The sequence below is a fragment of the Sphingomonas sp. PL20 genome (genome assembly GCF_017875905.1).
Lineage (GTDB): Bacteria > Pseudomonadota > Alphaproteobacteria > Sphingomonadales > Sphingomonadaceae > Sphingomonas > Sphingomonas echinoides.
Genome location: NZ_JAGINH010000002.1, coordinates 4,118,245 through 4,138,962 on the forward strand (window position 1 = coordinate 4,118,245; position 20,718 = coordinate 4,138,962).

The window sequence follows — 20,718 nt, forward strand, 5'->3', positions numbered from 1 at the left end:
CACGGCGCGTCACGTTCCGTCCATATGGTCATACGCACGCTGAGACCCCATCCCTCATTGGGCGTGAAGATCGCGTGGCCGAAAGCCGATCGCCTGGCGCACGACCGGCAGCCGCCGGCCCGATCGCCGGCTGGAAAAATTGGACCGGATGAGGGGTTTCAAACGGGGATGCGTAATAGCTTGTGACGGCAGCCCTGCCGCTCATGGAGAAACCAATGTTCCGAAAAGCAGCTTTTGCCATGGCCCTGACCGCCTCGGCCTTCATCGCCAGCGCCGCTCAGGCACACCCGAAGCTAACCAGTGCCACGCCGGCGGCCAATACGGTGGTGGCCGCGCCGAGCGAGATCCAGCTCGTCTTTTCCGAAGGGCTCGTCGCGCAATTCTCAGGGATCGACCTGACGATGACCGAGATGCCCGGCATGAAGATGGGACCCATGAAAATGGGGGGAATCAAGATCAGCCTGGCTCCCGACGGCAAGACTCTTGTCGGCGCGCTCGCCAAGCCATTGCCCGCGGGAACCTACAAACTCGATTATCATGTCGTATCGACCGACACCCACCGGGTCCAGGGCAGCTATACCTTCAAGGTCAAATAGGCCTTGCCGGACATAGTCGCCGTTCTGGTCAGACTGGGACTGTATCTCGACCTGATGCTGTTATTCGGGTTGCCGATGTTCGGTCTCTGCCTATTGCGCGGGGCCGAGCGGGAATCCGGCTCGGTCCTGTCCTTTCGTCCGATGCTCGCCATTCTCGCGTCGCTCGGCCTTGGCCTCTCGCTCCTGGGCATCATGGTATTGGCAGCCTCGATGGGAGGCACTGCGATCGGGCAAATCGATCGGGCTACGGTTGAGCTGGTGATATGGCAGACCGCGATCGGCACTGCCTGGCAGGTTCGTATGGCCGCGCTCCTGCTGGTGCTTGGATTTTCTCTCTTCGGTTGGAGACGGCCTGCGTTCGGGCTGTGCTCGCTCGCGATCGCCGCCACAGCCGCCCTCGCCACGCTGGCCTGGACCGGCCACGGCGCGGCCGATGAGGGCACGCTGGGCTGGTTCCATTTGGCTGCCGACATCGTCCATCTATTGGCTGCGGGCATCTGGATCGGGGCTTTGTGCGCCCTGTGCCTCCTGATCTTTCGGCCTGCCAGAAACGTGACGCGGGACCATCTCCGTCTCTCGCATCGCGCACTGCACGGCTTTTCGACGATCGGATCGATTGTGGTCGGCCTGCTGATCGTGTCCGGCCTGATCAACGCTTGGATATTGATCGGTCCCACGCGGCTGGGGTCGCTGTTCACGAGCCTCTATGGTCTCTTGCTGACGGCGAAGCTTCTGCTGTTCGGCGCGATGCTGCTGCTGGCGGCCGCCAATCGCTTCAGGCTGACGCCCAGGCTGGCGGCGGCCATCGCGGCCGGCGACACCGCCACCGCGATCCGGTCGCTACGGATCAGTCTCGCCGTGGAAACCGGATGCGCGTCGGCCATCCTGGCGCTGGTCGCCTGGTTCGGGCTTCTGGCGCCGCCCGCCGCCGGGGTATGAAGACGGCCGATCACGGCAGCGCGCGTGCGATGGCCTTGATCGCCTTGAGGCCTGAACCGAACCGCGAAATCGCGTCCTTGTGGCGTTCGAGTTCGCCATAGGAGAGATAGGCGATTTCAAGATCGGCGACCCGGCTGAACGCGGGGCGCGCCAGTTGCGCGCGCACTTCGCTTTCGCGGGCATCGGGCGCAACCAGGAAAAGTCCTGCCGTCGTGTGGAGGTCGCTGCCGCTCAGCGCCAGATCGAGCATGCGCACGATGCCCGAATAAATCGAGGTCGAGTGCTCCACCTCGAAGGCGGCGGCGACACTGTCGCCTTTCGGTTCGAGCCACAAGACATCGATCAGGCGTATCGCGTCACCCCCGGTCGAGGTCGTGATCGATGGAGGGAGGCTCGCGAGGCAGCGGGCGCCGAGGGGCACACCCTCATGCAGGCGACCCCGATCATTGGCCGCGATCCAGACATCGTAGCCGAGCGCATGGCCGATATCGCGCAGCCACGCCTGGATTTCCGAATGGGTCCGATCGCCCTCCCCTTGCTTCAGTAGGGCTTTGTCGAGCGTCTGTGCTTCGGCGCGGGCCTGTTCCAGCCGCGTCGCCCATGTCCCGACCGATTGGTCCTCGTCGTCGCGCGGCGGAGCCGGATACCTGCCCGAACCGATATCGAACAGGAGCCCTCCGATCGCGCCCAGATCGTTCGACAGCAAATCGCGAAACTGCTCGTTGAGATCGAGCACGCCCGCCCGCATCGCCAGAAAATGCGGCCAGCTGCCAAGCTTCACCTTCCCGCCCGTGAGCTTGTTGTAGCCGTTGACGATCGCCGTGTTGAATGGCGGCACCAGCGTCGGATGCAGGAAATAGAGGAGATTGGCGACCGCGGGTCCAAGACCCTTGATGTTCAACCGGTCGATCGCGTGGATCCCGGCGATGATCTCCTCGGCCGTATCGCAGCAGGCACAATGATCGAGCAATCGGCCGAAGGCCCGCTGGTTCGCTGGGTTCTCATAGATGTCGGGAATACGAAGCTTGGGCTTCCACAGGAACGCGTGATCGGCGCCCTTGAAGATCTGGCGTTGTTCGGCAACCGAGTGGACCACCGTTTCGAGCGAGGAACCGCGATAGGCTACCCCGAACCGGCCGGCCTCGATCTCGGCAACGACCTGCGTGAGCCCGCGGCGGATCGAACGGAAATTCTTGATCCGCTCGTCCCACAGGAACCAGCTCCGATAGGTCGCATTGGGGTCGTCCCGCCATCGCTGGATCAGTTGCCGCGCCAGCACCTCGAAATCGGCCAAACTCAGTCCCCCTCGCTTATTGTTCGTGGCAGCGCCGCGTGCCGCTCATGAGCTCAAAGACATGGCGGTTTTAGCTGGCGAACACGAGCAGATCGCCACGTCCGTGTCGCACCATCAGGACCGCCGCGATCGCGACCCGCCAAAGCCCGATCCGCAGCCGTATCACGTCGAAAATGATTTCGTCGATGCCCAGGCTTCACGCGGAGTAAGAAGCATCCGCCACAGGGCGGGCGGAAGGGAGCGCGATCTGTAGTTCGATCATTGTCCTGCCCCTGCTTCTTCCGCCCGCCCACCTTCGCGCCACGCTGCGACCCGTGGGCAACCAGTCTGAACGCGGCCATTGGCCACCTTAATTTAATTACGCATGGCGGGCGCAAAACCCTCATGGCAGAGCACGAGTTCGCTGCTCCGAGTGCCAGCACATCCAACCAATTGAGTAGCGAATAGAGAAGCATAAGACGCGAGGATGTCTCGCCTGAGCCTCTGATTCGTCCTCGTAACATTACGCATATTGAGTCGGGAGCCGGGTCCATAGTTCTGGTGGCGAAGAAAGGTTCTTCACCGCCAGGTTTCCTCGGCGGGTCTTGTAAACTCAGCCAAGGAGGCTTCCACCATGTTGCTCAAGAAGAAGATCACCATCGCGCTTGCTGGCCTCGCCGTGCTCGGCGCCGCGCCCACCTTCGCCCAGGGCATCGGCCACAGCTTTTTCATGCGCGGATCGATCGTCGGCAAGGACACGACCGGAACGGTCGTTTGTGTCGGCAAGGCCGATGGCGCGACAGTCGGACAGGTGCTCGAGGTCTACCGTGTGGAAACCACACCTGGACCTTCGAAGACCCCCGGCGCGGGCTTCCGTCGCGTGGCCGTCGGGCACGTCAAGATCGATCACATCTTCGATGACCATTTCGCCCATGTGAGCATCGCCGACGGCACGCCCGCAGTCCACGACATTGTCGAGCTCCGCAAGAAATAAGGGGGTGCCGGGGAGGGGCTTGCCGTTCCCCATGATGCCTGATGGCGGCCGCAAGCGACGACAAGTCGCGGGGCGTTTGAACGGACAGGAGAGCGGCGATGATCGACCAACGTCCAAATATTTCTCTTGACCCTGGACCTAGGTCCAAGCGGCACGGTGCCTCCGAGACTTGCCATGTCACGGCTTAGAATCGGTGAACTGGCCGACGCTGCCGGGGTTCGAAAGGATACCATACGCTATTATGAGCGAACCGGCCTGCTCCCCGCTCCGCAACGGACCAGTGCAGGATACCGCGTCTATCATCCGTCTGACGTCGATCGCATCAAGTTCGTTCGCACGGCACAGGGGCTCGGTTACACCCTCACCGAAACGCAGGCGCTCCTGCTGGTGCGGGCCGGTGACATTCTCGGTGGCTCGCAGATCCTCGCCGTCACGCGGCTCAAGCTGCGCGAAGCACAGGCCAGGGTCGAACAGCTCGAGCGGATCGAGACACGTCTCGCGCAGTTGGGCGAAGCGCCCGCACACGAGACCGAAAGCGACACCTGCCCGCTCCTCTTCCTGGTCCGGGACGGGCGGCTGTCTCCATTGGCCGCAGAACAACAAGAGCAAATATCCGTGGGAGAGGACCACACCACCTCAACAGGGAAGGACTGAACATGAAATATTCTATCTCGCTGGGACTGCTCCCGCTGGCGCTGCTCGGCGCATGCGCGACCATTCCGCCGACCAGCGCACAGATCGAGAGCTGCAAGGCCATGGAAGACAATATGGGTCTCGCAACGCCCCATGATCACAACGAGATGAAGGGACAGGGGCGCAACCCGATGAATCTCTCGCACGATCGCTGCCTGCAGATTCTCAAGCAGCAATGACACCCTGATCCGTCGGTCGAGCACGCTTATCAAGCTCGTCCGACGGAATTTGCGTTCGACCGCTCACTCTCATTCGGAGACACATCATGAAGACGCACCTCACGAATACGACCGGGAAGATCGTCTCGGGTCTCACAGCCCTTGCGCTTCTCGGAACGCTTGCCGCATGCGGCAAGAAGACCGACGGCACGCAAAACCAGGCTGCCGCCAATGCCTCTGCAAGCGCCACCGACGCGCCTGAAAACGACAGCGCCGCCGCCACGGACTCTGTCGCGACCGACAACGCGACGGCCGATATGGACGAGCGCCACCGTCAGGACATGGACCACAGCGACATGCGCCGTGGTGGGCCGATGATGCCCAATGGCGCACCGGCAACGGGTACGCCCGACAGCAATCAGTCCGCCCCGATGAAGGATATGTAAGCAGAGCGGCCCCCCCCCCCCGGCGCTGCCCGAACCGAGCAAGACCAATCCGAAGGATGATGCCGCGACCTGCCGAATGGTCGCGGCAGCGGAGACCCGCCATGACATATTTCACGATCGGAAAGCTGTCGCGTGCGCTCGGCGTCCGTCCCGACACCATCCGCTATTACGAGCGCAACGGTCTGCTTCCGCCGCCCGCCCGGTCTTCCGCCGGCTACCGCACCTATGGCGACGCCGATCTCGAGCGCGTGCGGTTCATCCGCAAGGGACAGCATCTCGGATTCACGCTTCGCGAAATCGGAAGCCTGCTCGATTTGCGCGCGTCCGACACCGCGACGACCGCCGATGTCCTGGCCATCACTGAGGGCAAGATCGCTGAAGCCACCAGCCGCATCGATGATCTGACCCGCATCAGGACTGCCTTGACGGCCCTTGCCGCCCAATGCTCGATCGACATTCCCATCGCGGATTGCCCGATCCTCGCGCATCTCGCGAGCATCTCCAGGGACGGCGCACCAGAAGACGGAGACCCTTCCGCCACCGGCGCGGTGAAGGCGCCCTCGTGAGCACTATTGATCGGCGCCCTGTCTCGTCGCTGCTTTGCGCGAGCCGGTCCCGATCGCGTGCGCTCCGCCGCCGAGCAGGTTTGGCCTTGGCTATGGTTGCTGCAGTCGGCGGCCTGACCCAGCCGTCAGTTGCCGAGAGCCCGCCGGCCCAGGGTCGTGGCACGAAAACGGATCTCGTTGGCGTCTGGTCGTTCGACGCCCGGTCCGGATGCGAGACCGGCACAGCCTGGGAGTTCAGGGCAGACGGGTCTTACAACGAACTCCGTTTGCCCGACCGGAGACCGCGGGCCGCCGGGAAGTGGTACGAACGCGGTGACACCATCTTCTATTCCCTGGCGCGGGCGGAGACCGCCGCCCCGGGGCCGCCTGACAAACGCATGGTCATCATCGAACGCGAACCCGATCGCCTCGTCGCATTGGGCGGCCGCAGGGTTCGCCACGTGATGCACCGGTGTCCGTGATGACCGAGAGCCTCATCGTGGAGGGCATCCACTGGATCACGCGGGCCATCGAAGTCACGGGGACGGCGATCATCGTCATCGGCGCGGGTTCTTCGCTGATCAGATTCCTGCAGCAATCCGTGAAAGGCCCGATCGACCAGCACGTGGTAGGCAGCTTCAGGTCGAGCCTTGGCGAAGCCATTCTTCTCGGACTCGAATTCCTGGTCGCGGCCGACATCATCAACACCATCGCAATCCAGCCCACGCTCAGCAGCCTCGCGGTCCTTGCCGGCATCGTGCTGATACGAACCTTCCTGAGTTTCTCGCTTGAGGTCGAGATCAAGGGCCGCTGGCCCTGGCAGAGGGTGATGGGAACCCCACGCGATGATTGAGACCGGCGCTCGTGCCGCAGCATTTTACAGCGTTGGGCGACCTGGGCTCAGGCGGGATCGGTGGCGCTCAGAGGCCTTGCCACAGCAAACCGTTCGTAGCCGTGCATGGTATCGGCCGCATTCGCTGTCCTGGCGATCCTGGAATCGCATCCTTGTTCGCGGCTGCTCCTTGGCTCTCGCCCCGCAGCACCGGCACAGTAGGGAATTACGTATATTGGCCAAAATCTATCTGTGGTCCCTCAGGACCGTGACCAGCCGAATGATCGGCCAGGTCATTACCACGGAGTATTGATCATGATCATGACACGTTCTTCCCGCTTGCGCGCGCTTGCGCTGGCAGGTTCCATCTTGCTGTCGCCCGCGATCGCTTCCGCCCAGGGGCAGGCCGCCGGCCAGACCTCGACCCAGCCCGCGCCTCCCGCCGACGCGTCGATGCCGGCAGGCGGCATGATGGAGAAGCACGACGCGATGCCTGGCATGGCCGGCATGCCGATGCAGGACGACAAGATGCCCGCGGCCATGCCGCCGATGGCGAAGAAGGCCGGATGCTGCGGCATGAAGAAGAAGCCGATGGCCAAGCCCAAGGCCGCCCCGCACCGCCATGCGAAACCCGCCGCCGCGAAGCCGGCACCGATGCCGGCCGACAAGCCGATGCCCACGAAGGACGATATGTAAGGAAGTCCTCAGGTGACGCGCCTTCACAGCAACATCACCGGCCTCAAGCTGTCGCGGGCTTTGAGGAGCGGTACCGCACTCGCGCTGGCGATGATCTCAGGGTCACCGCCAGCGTCAGCGCAGATGGCCGAGTCCGAGCACGCGTCGCATCATCCAGGGGGAGCAGCCGCCGCGCCGGCCGCGATGCCTTCGGGCAACACGATGGGGGCAGCAGCTCCGGCCGCAGCGAAAGCTGCCGATCCCATGGCGGCGATGATGAAAGGGATGATGGCGCCGTCGCCGGGTGCCAAAATGGGCGCGGGGCCGGCGGGATGCTGCGGGAATGGCGGCGCCAAACCCTTCTACCCTTCGCTGATGGACTGGCCTGTCCTGACCGATGAGGCACGGCGGACGGTACGGACCGCGGCTCTCGCCCGCTTGGGGTCCGGCGCCGAGGTCCTGACCGCGGAGCAAGCCCGGCTTCACCACGCTCTCATGTCGAACGACACCAAAGGAGCCCAGGATGCGATCCGGGGCGCCCGCGAAGGCCTCGCACTCGCGGACAGCGGTGCAGGCGCGCTCAGGGGCCTCGAGGAGGGCCGCCCTCCCCGGCAGATTGCCCTGAGCTGGTTCAAGACCCAGGCGGGTCTGGCCGATAGCGACCGTATGGCCGCCGGTGGCGAGGCGGCCGGTCTTTCCTGGTGGCACCTGATCGCCATGGCGCTGCTGGCGGCGGCTCTGGTTGCAGCGTTGCTGCTGCGGTGGGCACGCCTGCGCCGCATCGCAAGTCTCGTCGAGCGGCTCGCACCGGGCGGGGCTCCGCCACCGGCCATTCCGGCCGTCTCTGCGGCGCCGGGCGCTGTCGTACCGGCGCCCGCTGCGCCGTCAGCCGCACCTGCACCCACAGGCGCGGCGCCGGCAGCGCCGCGCCTGTGGAAAGGCGTCCTGCGGATCACCGCGATTTTCGACGAGACCCCGAGCGTCAAGACGTTCCGGCTCATGGAGCCGAACCGCGGGCCGATGCCGTTCACGTTCCTGCCCGGCCAATATGCCTCGATAACCTCGGAAATCGAAGGCCAGAAGGTCCGCCGATCCTACACGATCTCGTCATCGCCCACACAGCGCGACTATATCGAGCTCACGATCAAGCGCGAACAATATGGGCTGGAATCGCGCCATCTCCATGATCACGCCGCCACGGGCGACCTTCTCGAGATTGCGGCGCCCGCGGGCCGGTTCTTCTTCACCGGCAAGGAGGCGGAGGGCATCGTCCTGATCGCCGGCGGGGTCGGCATCACCCCGATGATGAGCGTGCTGCGCAGCCTGACCGACCGCTCCTATGAACACGACATCTACCTCCTCTACGGCGTGAACACGCCGACGGACCTGATCTTTCGCGAGGAATGCGACTATCTGGCGCGGCGCCACCGCAAACTTCACATCATCTCCATCGTCGCAAAGCCCGATGGCACCGACTGGACAGGACCTGCCGGCTATCTGACGGCCGATTTCATCGCCGCGTCCGTTCCCGAAATCGCCAGCAGGCGCGTTCACCTGTGCGGCCCGCCGCCGATGATGGACGCGGTGAAGGCGGCGCTTGCGCAGCTCAAGGTGCCGGCGGAGCAGGTAAAGACGGAGGAATTCGCGCCCCCCAAGGGCGGACCCGTCCTTGAAGATGAACCGGCGGAGACCGCGACCGACAGCTCGGCATCGGCCGCCCCGCAGACGCCGCCCGCCATTCCTTCCGCGCAGGCGACGATCGCTTTTTCGAAGTCCGGCAAAAGCGGTGCACTCGCACCCGATCAGTCCGTGCTCGAGGCGGCGGAGGCCATTGGCGTGGCCATCGACTATGAATGCAGGGTCGGCATCTGCGGAAGGTGCAAGGTCCCGCTGCGGCAGGGCCAAGTGACGATGGAAGTGGAAGACGCTCTCGCCGCCGACGAGAAGGCCGACGGTATCATCCTCGCCTGCCAGGCAAAATCGGTGGGCGATCTCGTGGTGGACGCTTGAGATGACCGAAACCGAGAAAGTAACGGTCGGCGCTCTCTTGACCGCTCTTGCGCTGCTGGTCCCGGCCTTCCTGCTGCATTCCGCGCCGCGGTTCCCCGGGAGCCTGGCGGGAGGCCTGTTCGGCATCGCCGCCGCCCTGCTTTTCGTGCTCCTGCTCGTCTACAGCATCGTGAAGCGGCAGGCGTGGGTCAAGCAGCGCACGCAGCGTCTCGTCTCGCTTGGCGGACTGCTCAGTTTCCATGTGTATGCCGGCGCGATCGGCGCGCTGCTCGGGATTATCCATTCAGGGCACAAGTTTCAAAGTCCGATCGGCATCGCCCTCGTGATCGCGATGCTGACAGTCGTCGTCACGGGCTTCATCGGCCGATATTATCTGGCGCAGGTCGGCCAGGAATTGCGGTTTCAGCAAAAGGAACTCAAGGTCCTGCGCGACCGCTATGACGTCCTGGCGGCCGTATCGGCCGATCTGCACGGTCAGAACATCGTTGATCCATCAGGACTGCCGCTAGACTCGCTGCTCGGCGCGATAGCCGATCTCGAATTCACGATTACCGCACGCGACGTCATCAAGGCCACGCTCGACAGGTGGATCGTCGTGCATATCGTCGCGGCGATCATCATGTACGGATTGCTGACGATGCACATCTGGAGCAGCATCTACTTCGGCCTGCGGTGGTGGCCATGAACCGGACGACCATCGTCTATCTGATCCTTGCGACGCTCGCGGTGGCCGCCGCGATCGCCGTCCCCCTCACCATCTACCGCTCGGGCAGCACCGCGCTGCCGCAATGGGCGTCGTCGGTTCGACCCGGGCCGCTATCGAACGCCCATGCATTTCTCGAAGGCAAGTGCGAGAGCTGTCACACGCCCAATCGCGGGATCAAGGCCGAAACCTGTATTGCCTGCCATGCGTCGGCGCCGGAATTGCTTATGAAGCCGGAGACCGCCTTCCACGTTAACGTCACGGAATGCGCCGGCTGCCATGTCGAACATCAGGGGAGAGACATTCGGCCGGTCCGCATGGATCATGCCGTACTCGAGAAGATCGCCCAGCGTGGCATGAACCATCCCGCGGGGCTCGACTGCCAGTCCTGTCATGCCCCCCGGGACACGCATAAGGGCTTCTTCGGCACGGACTGCGCCAGCTGCCATCTCACGAGCAGCTGGAAGATCAGCGGATTTCTCCACCCCAGCCCCAAATCAACCGAATGTTCGCAGTGCCACAAGCCGCCGCCGAGCCATAACATGATGCACTTCGAAATGATGGACAAGACGATCACCGGCGAGAAGAGCGCCCGCGTGGAGCAGTGCTTCGCGTGTCACCAGACCGACTCATTCAACAATATCAAGGGTGTCGGCATGGTGAAGGTCCATTGACCCGTCATAGGGGTGTACCGGCAACAGTCGCTACGCGCGCTTTACTCCAGCCCGAAAGAGCAATTCGAGGATTTCCCGGAGTTGGAAAGGGCGCTGCCCGACAGCTTTTCCTCGCGCCACGTCCGTTCGCGCGAAAATGCCGCTGCCCGCAGACCACATTCACGAAACCGAACTCAAGGATCCGTAACCGGCCGACCAAAGAACTGGAAAAATGGGACCAGCGTGCACGAGAACCCCGTTGGCGCGCGAGCCGGATTCCCAACAGGACGGCCCTTTGATGAAAGCTCCACGCCCAAAGGCGTCTCGCACCCGCCGATTGCGACGCATCCGCCAAATATTTGGCCCAGGATTTATTGCCGGAGCCGCCGACGACGATCCCAGCGGGATTGCAACCTATGCGCAAGCCGGCGCGGCTTATGGATATATGCTTGGCTGGACCATGCTTCTCACCTGGCCGCTTGCCGCGGCCGTGCAGGAGATCTGTGGTCGAATAGGGCGAAGTACCCGCGCCGGGCTGGCTGAAACCATTCGTCGTCGTTGTCCATCACCCGTTCTAAGGCTCGTTGTCCTCCTCCTGTTCATCGCAAATATCATCAATCTCGGGGCCGACCTGGGTGCAATGGGCTCGGCGATGTCTCTCATAGGCGGCGGTCCCCCGCACCCCTGGGTGATCGTCTTTGCGCTTGCTTCAACATTGCTCGAGACGTTTGTGGACTATCAGCGATATGCCCGGCTCTTGCGATGGATGACCCTGGCGCTCCTGGCTTATGCGGCGACGGCATTTGTGGTGCATGTATCCTGGGGCTCGGTCTTGCGCGGGCTTGTAGTACCAGCCATGCCCGGCTCGGGAGCGTGGATGCTGGTGGCGGCGATCTTTGGCACCACGATCAGCCCCTATCTTTTCTTTTGGCAGGCCTCGCAGGAAGCCGAAGAAGCGGGCCTGGCCAGCGCTGGTGATGCGGAGCCAGGGCCAGACTGGCAAGTGCGCCGTATCCGACTGGACAGCTGGCTCGGAATGCTGTTCTCGAACGTCATTGCCATCTTCATCATCGTGACGACGGCCGCAACTCTGAATGTCGCTGGAACCACCCAGATTGATACGGCTGCTCAAGCGGCCGAGGCGCTTCGACCGCTTGCAGGCGATTTTGCCTTCGCGCTTTTCGCTGTCGGAATCATCGGGACCGGCATGCTCGCCATTCCGGTGCTCGCCGGCTCTGCGGCCTATGCCGTTTCTGAAGCATTTGGTTGGCGGACCGGCCTTGCGCAAAGCGCTGGGCGGGCCAAGGCCTTCTATGGCGTAATTGCTGCCGCGGGGTTGCTGGGTGTGCTTGTGCACTTCTCCTCGATCGATCCGATGAGGGCATTGCTATGGAGTGCTGTCGTCAACGGCTTTGTTGCAGCCCCACTTATTGCCCTGGTGATATGGCTCGGCTCGGATTCCGAAGCGATGAACGGCCAGCCCATTCCTCGGCGGCTGCAACTGCTCGGTGGCGCAGCCTGTCTGGTCATGGTCGGTGTTGCCATAATGACCACAGTTTCGTGGATCGCCCCGACCGCGCGATAAATGATGATGATCCCCTGGCGATCCAGCGCTCGCACGCACAGATCAAGCTTGGCACGAGATTGACGCGTTCCGCCCTCAGCAATTTCAGCATCGTGAATCCGGCCGACGCGCGGCCTGGCTCAGGCGACGCCGGTCAGCAAGTCCTGCGCACATTACGTAACGCGACGTGTGTGTGCTTGCCATAAATCGAAGAAATGCAAGCCAATCGCCCAAGTCACCGCGCCAGCATTAACGCCGTCAGGCCGGCGCGGCCGCGCAATCCTGTGTCCAAGCTGCTCAGGCGTGGAGACAGAATATTGGCCTTGACTCTGGACGGTGGTCGAAGCCCGACAACATGGTCGGATCATGAACCCCATTGCTCGGCAACCGTCGTCTTGCCGCGGCGCGAACACGAGGGAGCAGCGGACGCGGCCCCCAAGGCGGCATGAGTCGCTCTGAGAGATATTTTCATATTTGAGGTCGAGCATGAACCACTCTGTGATCATTCCCCCGCTCAAGCGTATCGCTGTCGTAGGAACCTGCATTCCAAGGCAGTGTGGCATCGCCACCTTCACCAACGATCTGCAGCAGGCGTTGAAGAACTGCGATTCCGATCTCTCTTCAATGACGATCGCGTTGACGGACGATGCCAACACTTACGCCTATCCGCCCGATGTCGCCCTGGAGATCCAGCAGGCCTCGCCCGCGTCCTATGCAGTCGCCGCCGACTTCCTCAACGTGTCGAACGTCGATCTCGTTTCTCTTCAGCACGAGTTCGGGATCTTCGGAGGTGAGGCCGGTGAATTCATCCTTGGCCTTCTCAGCGGCCTCAACGCTCCGATCGTCACGACGCTGCACACCGTACTGGCCAACCCCAACCCTGCACAACGTCGCGTCATGGATGGCATCATCAAACACTCATCCCGCCTCGTCGTCATGGCGGACAAAGGACGGCGCATTCTGCAGGACGTCTATGATGTCCCGACCGAGCACATCGCCGTGATACCCCACGGCGTTCCGGACCGCGCCTTTATCGATCCGGCGATGGCGAAGCACAAACTGGGACTTGCAGACCGGACCTTGTTGATGACCTTTGGCCTGCTTGGTCCAGGCAAAGGTATCGAAACGGCAATTCGCGCAGTGCCGGCACTCGTTCGCGACCATCCCAATCTGCTCTATATGATTGTCGGCGCGACCCACCCCAACCTCGTTAGGGATGAAGGCGAACGCTATCGCGATAGCCTCGTTGCACTCGCAACCGAACTCGGCGTCATCGAGAATATTTGCTTTGTCGACCGTTATCTCTCACTGGATGAGCTGCTCGACCATTTGGCTGCATGCGATATCTACCTATCGCCTTACCCCAATGAAGCGCAGATCGTTTCAGGAACGCTCGCTTACGCTGTTGCCCTTGGTAAAGCGGTCGTCTCCACGCCCTTCTGGTATGCGCAGGAACTGCTCGCCGACCATTGTGGCGTGCTGGTGCCTTTTTCGGAACCGGATGCACTCGGAGCTGCCGTCGCTCGATTGATCGTCGATGGCGCGTCGCGTAGCGAGATTAGAACCCGCGCGTACGAGCGCGGTCGCGCGATGATCTGGTCGAGCGTGGCGAAGCAGTACCTGAAAGTCTTCTCCGATGTCCGATTTGAAAGACGCTCCGGCGCTTCTCGGGCTATACGTCCTGTAAATGACGAAGCCTGGAACAGGGCGCTTCCACCGATAAACACGGACCATCTCGCCGCTCTTACCGACATGGTCGGCGTAACCCAGCACACAAAATTCGCGGTTCCGGACCGGAGACACGGCTATTGCCTCGATGACAACGCGCGCGCGCTGTTGCTTCTCTCCGAACTATCGACGCTGCGTTCTCTTACTCCACACGAGGAGCAGCTTGCGTTGACATATGCCGCATTCGTTGAGCACGCCTGGTCGCCAAAGGATAACCGCGTCCACAATTTCATGGGGTTCGACCGCACATGGCTCGACGATGCGGGAGCCGACGACGCGCATGGCCGCACGGTCTGGGCGCTGGGGGCGGTCGCAATGCGAAAAGACGATCGATTCCTGGACGGATGGGCCGCCGCGCGCTTGCTGGAGATGGCGCCGGCGTTGGTAGCGCTGACCACGCCGCGTGCCTGGGCCTACGGGCTGCTCGGCATCTCAAAGCTTCTCCGGCGCTTCCCGGGCCATCGCAATCTGGAACAGCTGCGAGGAGAACTGTCCAATCGCTTGTTCCAACGTTGGTCTGACGCCGCCGCGCCCGACTGGATCTGGTTCGAAGACAGGCTCGGCTATGACAATGCCCGATTGTGTGAAGCTCTCATCGAAAGCGGCCATGACACTGGCAACGAGTCTCACCTTGATGCCGGCCTCGATACGCTGCGCTGGCTGATGACGCTGCAGACGGCTGAAGCTGGGCACTTTCGGCCGATCGGAACCGAAACATTTGGAAGCGACAGGCGGCGCCCGCAGCCGTTCGACCAGCAGCCTCTCGAGGCTTGTGCAGCGGTGAGCGCATGCCTTACCGCGGCCCGAGTCACCAGCGACGTCCGGTGGAAGCGCGAAGCGCGCCGGGCCTTCAATTGGTTTCTCGGGGCAAACGACCTTGGCATCCCCGTCGTGGACGTCGAACGAGGCGCCTGCTTCGATGGTCTCCATCCAGACCGGCGCAATGCCAACCAAGGCGCTGAATCGACGCTCGCATATCTTTCCGCACTGACCGCGATCCTGAGCACGGCCGAACAGGATAGCTCGTCGAGCAGAGCGGCACGCGTAGTCGAACTCTGCGCGGCCGGTACTAAGCCTCTCAGGCGGGTACCCAACGGGGTCCGAACAGGTCTTCCCGAAGACCGCCCAGAAGCTCAGCTTTCCTGTGGATGCCCAAATCCATGACGACGGTATCGGCTCAGCCGGCTGAAAAGGCCCGAGCGCTCAAAAGGTCCGCGACCGACTCCATCGGTCCGTTGGCGATGGATGCCGTACAGAAAGCTGAGGCATGAGCAGATGCGTATAGCGATGATCGGCCTCGGCAGGATGGGTGCCAATATCGCGCGCCGTCTGATGCGCGGCGGTCACGAGATCGTCGCCTATGATCGGAACCCGCCGCTGGTGGCCATGCTGGCCGGCGAAGGCGCGACCCCCGCCGCTTCGCTTGAGGAGGTCGCAGCCACGCTGGAGGGGCCGCGCATCTTCTGGGTGATGCTGCCAGCCGGACCGCCGACGGAGAGCACGATCGAGACGCTGATGGGCCTCGCCTCCCCAGGCGACATAATCATCGACGGCGGCAACAGCTTCTACAAGGACGACATCCGCCGGGCGAAGCTGTGCGCCATGAAGGGGCTCCACTATGTCGATGTGGGCACCTCAGGCGGCGTGTGGGGCCTCGACCGAGGCTATTGCATGATGATCGGAGGCGATGCTGCGACGCTCGTCAGTCTCGATCCTCTCTTCGAGGCCCTGGCACCAGGCTTCGGGACGATCGCACGCACGCCGGATCGCGGCGATCCCAACGAGGATGCCCGTGCCGAGAAGGGCTATATCCACACCGGTCCCGCCGGCTCGGGCCATTTCGTCAAGATGGTGCACAACGGCATCGAATATGGCTTGATGCAGGCCTATGCTGAGGGGTTCGACATCCTGAAGGGCAAGTCATCGGCCAAGCTGCCGGAAGACGAGCGCTTCGACCTCAACCTGACGGACATCGCCGAAGTTTGGCGTCGCGGAAGCGTCATCTCCTCGTGGTTGCTCGATCTGACCGCAACGGCGCTCGCGAAGGACCAAATGCTGGAACAATTCTCCGGCCAGGTCGCGGATTCCGGCGAGGGTCACTGGACGATCGAGGCGGCAATGGAGGAGGCAGTCCCTGCCTACGTGCTCTCAGCGGCACTGTTCGCGCGCTACCGCAGCCGCGTCGACACAACGTTCGGCGACAAGCTGCTCTCGGCGATGCGGTTCGGCTTCGGTGGCCATGTCGAGATGCCGCAATGAGCGATGCTCCGACTGCGCCCTCTGCCACCTTCGTTATCTTCGGCGCACTCGGAGACCTCGCCCGCCGCTTGCTGATACCCGCGCTCGTCAACCTCGCTCGGGCCGACTTGCTGAAGGAGGATTTGGCGCTCGTCGGTGTCAGCCATCATGACATCGACGACGAACAGCTGCGCGCGGCGCTTGACGAAGGCGTGGAGGACGATGCCAACTGGCAATGGCTCCGCAGTCGTATCCGCTATTTGAAAGGCGATTTCGCCGACCCGGCAATGTATCAGGGTCTCGGCCGCCAACTCGCCGGCAACGCGATATTCTACCTCGCCACCGCGCCGACTTTCTTCGGGACCGTCGTCAATCAGCTCGGCGATGCAGGACTGCTCACCGAGACCGATGGTTTCCGCCGCGTCGTGATCGAAAAACCGTTCGGGACCGACCTTGTCTCCGCGCAGGCGCTGAACCGGCAAATCCTTTCCCGCGCCAGCGAGTCCCAGATCTACCGGATCGATCATTTCCTTGGGAAGGAGACCGTGCAGAACATCATGGTCACACGCTTCGGCAACACCATGATGGAGGCCGTCTGGAACAACCGCTACGTTGACCATGTCCAGATAACGGCGGCCGAGGCAGTGACCGTCGGCACCCGCGGCAGATTCTACGACGCCACCGGCGCATTGCGGGACATGGTTCCCAATCATCTCTTCCAGCTACTGGCGATGATAGCGATGGAGCCCCCGATCAGCTTCGATGCCGATGCGATCCGCACGGAGAAGGAGAAGGTGATTGCCGCCATCCTGCCGATCGACCCGGCCGAGGCCATTCGCGGGCGCTATTGCTCGGGCTCAGTCGCTGGCAAGGCCGTTCCCGCCTATCTCGACGAGCCCGACGTGGACCCTGCCAGCCGCACGGAGACCTTCGCCGCACTCAAGTTGCACGTAGAGACATGGCGGTGGTCGGGCGTGCCCTTTTATCTACGCACCGGGAAGGCGCTGGCGACCCGTGATACCGAGATCGTCGTCCAATTCCGCGACGTGCCGCTGGCGCTTTTCCAGGAGACGGTGGTGGACCGGCTGCCCCCCAACCGTCTTGTGGTGCAAATCCAGCCCGACGAGGGCATCAGCCTCGAGTTTGTGGTCAAGCGGCCTGGGCTCGTCGTGAACACTGCGCCAGTGGCAATGGATTTCCGCTACCGTGACCATTTCGACGTTGGCCACCAGACCGGCTACGAAACTTTGCTGTATGACGTGCAATCCGGCGACCAGACGCTGTTTCAGCGCGCCGCGCAAATCGAAGGTGGCTGGCGCGCTGTGCAGCCGCTCCTCGATCTGTGGACGCAGGGCACTCCCGAGGACTATGCCGCAGGCAGCGCCGGCCCAGAAAGTGCGGATGCGCTGATGCACCGCTCGCATCGACGCTGGCATCACCTGGGATGAGCAGCCCTATTCGCCTGATCGTCTCCGATATAGATGGCACGCTCGTCCGCCAGGACAAAAGCCTCTCCGAAGGCGTCATCTCTGCAGTTGGACGCGCCAGAGCAGCTGGTATTGCGGTGAGCCTGATCAGTGCTCGCCCGCCCAGCGGCATGCTTTGGATCGCGAGACGGCTGGAACTCACGGGCGTCATCGGCGCTTTCAATGGCGGCACGATCGTCGAGACGGATGGGGCTGTCATCTCGGCCGACCAACTCGATCCCGAGTGCGCCGCGCGGACGCTCGCCCTGCTCGAGCACCCAGCCGTCACGCCCTGGCTGTTCACGGGCGGCCTCTGGTACGCACGCGCGGCCGACGATGTGTACGTTCCGCGCGAGCGCCGCGCGGCAAACATCGAGCCGATAATCAGGGACAACTTCGCGGGATTGCTCGCACACACTGACAAGATCGTCGGCGTCAGCAACGACCAAGCACTCCTCGCGCGACTTGACGGCGATATCGCGGCAGCGCTCGGACGCTCTGCGACTGTCGGCCGTTCACAGCCTTACTATCTCGACATTACCGCCGCCCAGGCCAACAAAGGTGATGGCGTCGCCGCCCTGGCAGCCGCGATCGGAGTGCCGCTCGCCAACGTTGCCGTCTTGGGGGACGAGCGCAATGACCTTCCAATGTTCGCGCGCGCTGGCCTCTCAATTGCGATGGGACAGGGTCCCGACGCGGTCCGCTCAGCCGCTGACCAGGTGACTGTGTCGAACGAGGAGGACGGCGCTGCCCAGGCGATAGACAATATCATCCAGACGGAGGCTGCGAGATGATCCAGCCATTGTCGGTCGCGCCATCGATGTGCGCGACGAGGTGGCGCGCAAAAAATGTGCAGCGCCGCACGAGCCGGGCCAAAGGCGGATCCGCTGCGGCATCTTGGAAAGGCGCATCGCGTTCGGAGATCCACCAGAGCCGGCGATCGTGCCTTAGCGCCGCCTACCTGCCGAGCGACCGCACCCTGATTGGAGTCCACCGATGAAGCGACTTTTCGCCTTCGATCTCGACGGCACGCTGGCTGAAAGCAAGCAGCCGATCGACCAGAATATGGTCGAGTTGCTTGCCGCGCTGCTCGATCTCGTCGGCGTCGCGGTTATCTCCGGTGGCGACTGGCCGCAGTTCGAAGCGCAAGTCGTGTCGCTGCTGCCGAGCAGTGCCAACCTCCGGCAGCTCTTCATTATGCCGACGACGGGCACCAAACTCTACCGTTTCGAGAGCAGCTGGAAACCAGTCTATGCTGATGTGTTCGACCCCGACGAACGCCAGCGCATTCTGCGCGCGTTTGAACAGGCTCTGGACGAGATGGACCTGGCGCACGAGAAGATATGGGGCGAGCGGATCGAGGACCGCGGAAGCCAGATTACTTTCTCTGGACTTGGACAGGAGGCGCCGCTCGATGCAAAGAAAGCGTGGGATCCCGACTTCGCCAAGCGCAAGGCACTGCAGGCGGCGCTTCGATCACGACTGCCGGAATTGTCCGTCAACGTGGGAGGATCAACCTCCATCGACATTACTCGCCAAGGTATCGACAAGGCCTACGGAATGCGCCGTCTTTCCGAGGAATCCGGCATTCCGCAGTCGGCCATGCTGTTCATGGGGGACGCGATCTATCCCGGTGGCAATGACGATCCCGTTCGCGCAGCCGGAATCGACGTAATCCCCGTGCGAGACGTGGCGGAGACCCGAACCGCGATCATGGCAATCCTCGCTTGCCTCGCGCCTGATCCCGCTCTGGCCGAGCAATAACCACAGGTGCGAGATGACCCGCCGCCCGGGCGCGTCTCACGCCGGCCGGAACAAGAATTCTCCACCCGGCGGCCGACTATTCCCTGTGAGCCAAAGTGACCTACTCCATCACATCGAGGAGATTGTCGATCGATGCCGTAGCGAAGGCAGTAAAGCTGTCCGCCACGCCATAAGGGAGCAACATCGTCCGACCCTGAACAATCGCACCGCAACTGTAGACGACGTTGGGCACGTAACCGTCTCGCTCGTGGGGACTGGGGAAGAGCACCGGGCGCGGCGTGCGGGCCAGCAGCTTCGATGGGTCGTTCTTGTCGAGCAGACACGCGCCGATGCAGTAGTTTCGCACCGTGCCGACACCGTGGGTCATCACCAGCCAGCCTTCGTCGAGCTCGATCGGCGACCCGCAATTTCCCACCTGCACGAATTCCCAGGGGAACTTTGGCGTAATGAGCTTTTCGCCCCCTTCCCAGTTCAGCAGCTCATCGGAAAAATGTAGCCAGATGTTCTTGCTGTCCTGACGCCCAAGCATTGCGTACTTGCCCGCGATGCGCCGCGGAAAGAGGGCCATACCCTTTCCGCTCGAGGCGCGACCGCTCAGAACGCGCATGTCGAACGACCGAAAATCGGACGTCGTCAGCAATTCCGATCGCACTTGGCCCCCGCCGAACGCGGTATAGGTTCCATGATAGATCATGCTGCCGTCATCTTCGCAGAAGCGGACGAGGCGCGTATCTTCGATGCCTTGCGTTTGGCTTGGCAGTACCGGGAACAGCACGGTCTCCGAAATCGACCTGCCACCAGCGCAGCAAAGGCGCGCCGCTACGCCCTCACCTCTCGGACAGGTATCGATAAGGGGCGCTACCGATGTCGGACTGGCATCATCGACGACGAGCGCTCCTCCCGGCGTCCAGGTGCCAGTGCGGAACGTCACGGACGACACATGTCCCTCGCCAATTCCCCGCAACGAGATCACGAAACGGATGGTGCCTTCGGCAAGACCCGACTGGTCGGGATGGAGTACCGCGCTTGGATTGAACAAGGCGGCCGCCTCATATGCAAATTCCTCGCTGCAATAGGCACCGACCAATCGTCGTTGCGCAGCGTTCGTCCGATCAGCGCCTTTAATCCGACCGGCGATATCGTCGAATTGGCGAAGCAGCATGGCATCAACATCACGATGGTTCTCGTCCAGCGACAGCGTCACGCCTTTCAACTGGCGGGCCAACTCAGCCTCGTCGAGACCCATGATCAGGTCGACTGTCTCCTGCGTGCGGGATGGACCGTCGTCGAAGCCTCTGGGGTAACTCGGCTCAAATGGCCGGACGACAGTGCGTGATGGATCGGGTCGAAGCACGCGGTCGTAAAAGGTGAGCTTGGCGCGTTCGGTCATGCCGGCCGGTCTCCACCCAGGGCGCTGCCGCGACCAAGGAGATCTATGACC

Annotated in this window: 20 protein-coding genes; 18 read left to right on the forward strand and 2 right to left on the reverse strand. The window is 62.8% G+C overall.

Annotated elements, in window-relative coordinates; genetic code table 11:
• The first annotated feature begins 239 nt into the window (after positions 1–239).
• Together copC and copD are read left to right on the forward strand one after the other, a co-directional pair.
• Positions 240–596, forward strand: a complete 357-nt coding sequence (gene copC, locus H4W01_RS19450; protein WP_334685369.1) for a copper homeostasis periplasmic binding protein CopC — start codon at positions 240–242, stop codon at positions 594–596.
• 3 nt (positions 597–599) lie between these two features.
• Positions 600–1,535 (forward strand): copper homeostasis membrane protein CopD, encoded by a 936-nt coding sequence (gene copD, locus H4W01_RS19455; protein ID WP_209612901.1) that lies wholly within the window; start codon positions 600–602, stop codon positions 1,533–1,535.
• A 10-nt stretch (positions 1,536–1,545) separates the two neighbouring features.
• Here copD and H4W01_RS19460 read toward each other — a convergent pair whose 3' ends face one another.
• Complete coding sequence (locus H4W01_RS19460) at positions 1,546–2,829, reverse strand: type II restriction endonuclease (protein ID WP_209612902.1); 1,284 nt, start codon at positions 2,827–2,829, stop codon at positions 1,546–1,548.
• Between the two features lie 613 nt (positions 2,830–3,442).
• Here H4W01_RS19460 and H4W01_RS19465 point away from each other — a divergent pair.
• The 16 genes from H4W01_RS19465 to H4W01_RS19540 all read left to right on the forward strand — a co-directional run bounded on the left by H4W01_RS19465 (position 3,443) and on the right by H4W01_RS19540 (position 19,277).
• Complete coding sequence (locus H4W01_RS19465; RefSeq protein ID WP_209612903.1) at positions 3,443–3,802, forward strand: hypothetical protein; 360 nt, start codon at positions 3,443–3,445, stop codon at positions 3,800–3,802.
• 174 nt (positions 3,803–3,976) lie between these two features.
• A complete protein-coding gene (locus H4W01_RS19470) occupies positions 3,977–4,456 on the forward strand; it encodes a MerR family transcriptional regulator (protein WP_209612904.1) in 480 nt (159 codons plus the stop codon).
• Between the two features lie 2 nt (positions 4,457–4,458).
• Entirely contained in the window at positions 4,459–4,674 is a 216-nt protein-coding gene (locus H4W01_RS19475; protein WP_209612905.1) for a hypothetical protein, read from the forward strand.
• 86 nt (positions 4,675–4,760) lie between these two features.
• On the forward strand, positions 4,761–5,099 hold the full coding sequence (locus H4W01_RS19480; RefSeq protein ID WP_209612906.1) for a hypothetical protein: 339 nt from the start codon (positions 4,761–4,763) through the stop codon (positions 5,097–5,099).
• Between the two features lie 101 nt (positions 5,100–5,200).
• Positions 5,201–5,665, forward strand: coding sequence for a heavy metal-responsive transcriptional regulator (locus tag H4W01_RS19485; RefSeq protein WP_209612907.1), 465 nt, complete (start codon positions 5,201–5,203; stop codon positions 5,663–5,665).
• A gap of 460 nt (positions 5,666–6,125) precedes the next feature.
• Entirely contained in the window at positions 6,126–6,497 is a 372-nt protein-coding gene (locus H4W01_RS19490) for a DUF1622 domain-containing protein (protein WP_334685370.1), read from the forward strand.
• Positions 6,498–6,791: 294 nt separating this feature from the next.
• Positions 6,792–7,172 carry a hypothetical protein gene (locus H4W01_RS19495; RefSeq protein ID WP_209612909.1) on the forward strand — a complete coding sequence of 127 codons (381 nt, stop codon included), beginning with the start codon at positions 6,792–6,794 and terminating at the stop codon, positions 7,170–7,172.
• 12 nt (positions 7,173–7,184) lie between these two features.
• Complete coding sequence (locus tag H4W01_RS19500) at positions 7,185–9,161, forward strand: FAD-binding oxidoreductase (RefSeq protein ID WP_209612910.1); 1,977 nt, start codon at positions 7,185–7,187, stop codon at positions 9,159–9,161.
• 1 nt (position 9,162) lies between these two features.
• On the forward strand, positions 9,163–9,846 hold the full coding sequence (locus H4W01_RS19505; RefSeq protein WP_024018502.1) for an iron reductase: 684 nt from the start codon (positions 9,163–9,165) through the stop codon (positions 9,844–9,846).
• Positions 9,843–10,538 carry a cytochrome c3 family protein gene (locus H4W01_RS19510; protein ID WP_024018501.1) on the forward strand — a complete coding sequence of 232 codons (696 nt, stop codon included), beginning with the start codon at positions 9,843–9,845 and terminating at the stop codon, positions 10,536–10,538. The genes H4W01_RS19505 and H4W01_RS19510 overlap by 4 nt, the downstream gene beginning before the upstream one ends.
• Positions 10,539–10,776: 238 nt before the next feature.
• A complete protein-coding gene (locus H4W01_RS19515; protein WP_226949255.1) occupies positions 10,777–12,102 on the forward strand; it encodes an NRAMP family divalent metal transporter in 1,326 nt (441 codons plus the stop codon).
• 465 nt (positions 12,103–12,567) lie between these two features.
• Positions 12,568–14,973: a glycosyltransferase family 4 protein gene (locus H4W01_RS19520; protein WP_024018499.1), complete on the forward strand. Its 2,406-nt coding sequence runs from the start codon at positions 12,568–12,570 to the stop codon at positions 14,971–14,973.
• An 81-nt stretch (positions 14,974–15,054) separates the two neighbouring features.
• A complete protein-coding gene (gene gnd / locus H4W01_RS19525; RefSeq protein WP_119750000.1) occupies positions 15,055–16,068 on the forward strand; it encodes a phosphogluconate dehydrogenase (NAD(+)-dependent, decarboxylating) in 1,014 nt (337 codons plus the stop codon).
• The gene (gene zwf / locus H4W01_RS19530) at positions 16,065–17,495 is read left to right on the forward strand and encodes a glucose-6-phosphate dehydrogenase (protein ID WP_024018497.1); all 1,431 of its coding nucleotides are present in this window, start codon (positions 16,065–16,067) and stop codon (positions 17,493–17,495) included. The genes gnd and zwf overlap by 4 nt, the downstream gene beginning before the upstream one ends.
• Positions 17,492–18,307 (forward strand): Cof-type HAD-IIB family hydrolase, encoded by an 816-nt coding sequence (locus H4W01_RS19535; RefSeq protein ID WP_209612911.1) that lies wholly within the window; start codon positions 17,492–17,494, stop codon positions 18,305–18,307. Before zwf ends, H4W01_RS19535 begins: the two co-directional genes overlap by 4 nt.
• A gap of 202 nt (positions 18,308–18,509) precedes the next feature.
• The gene (locus tag H4W01_RS19540; protein ID WP_024018495.1) at positions 18,510–19,277 is read left to right on the forward strand and encodes an HAD-IIB family hydrolase; all 768 of its coding nucleotides are present in this window, start codon (positions 18,510–18,512) and stop codon (positions 19,275–19,277) included.
• A 100-nt stretch (positions 19,278–19,377) separates the two neighbouring features.
• Here H4W01_RS19540 and H4W01_RS19545 read toward each other — a convergent pair whose 3' ends face one another.
• Positions 19,378–20,667, reverse strand: coding sequence for a glycoside hydrolase family 130 protein (locus H4W01_RS19545; RefSeq protein ID WP_209612912.1), 1,290 nt, complete (start codon positions 20,665–20,667; stop codon positions 19,378–19,380).
• Between the last annotated feature and the right edge of the window lie 51 nt (positions 20,668–20,718).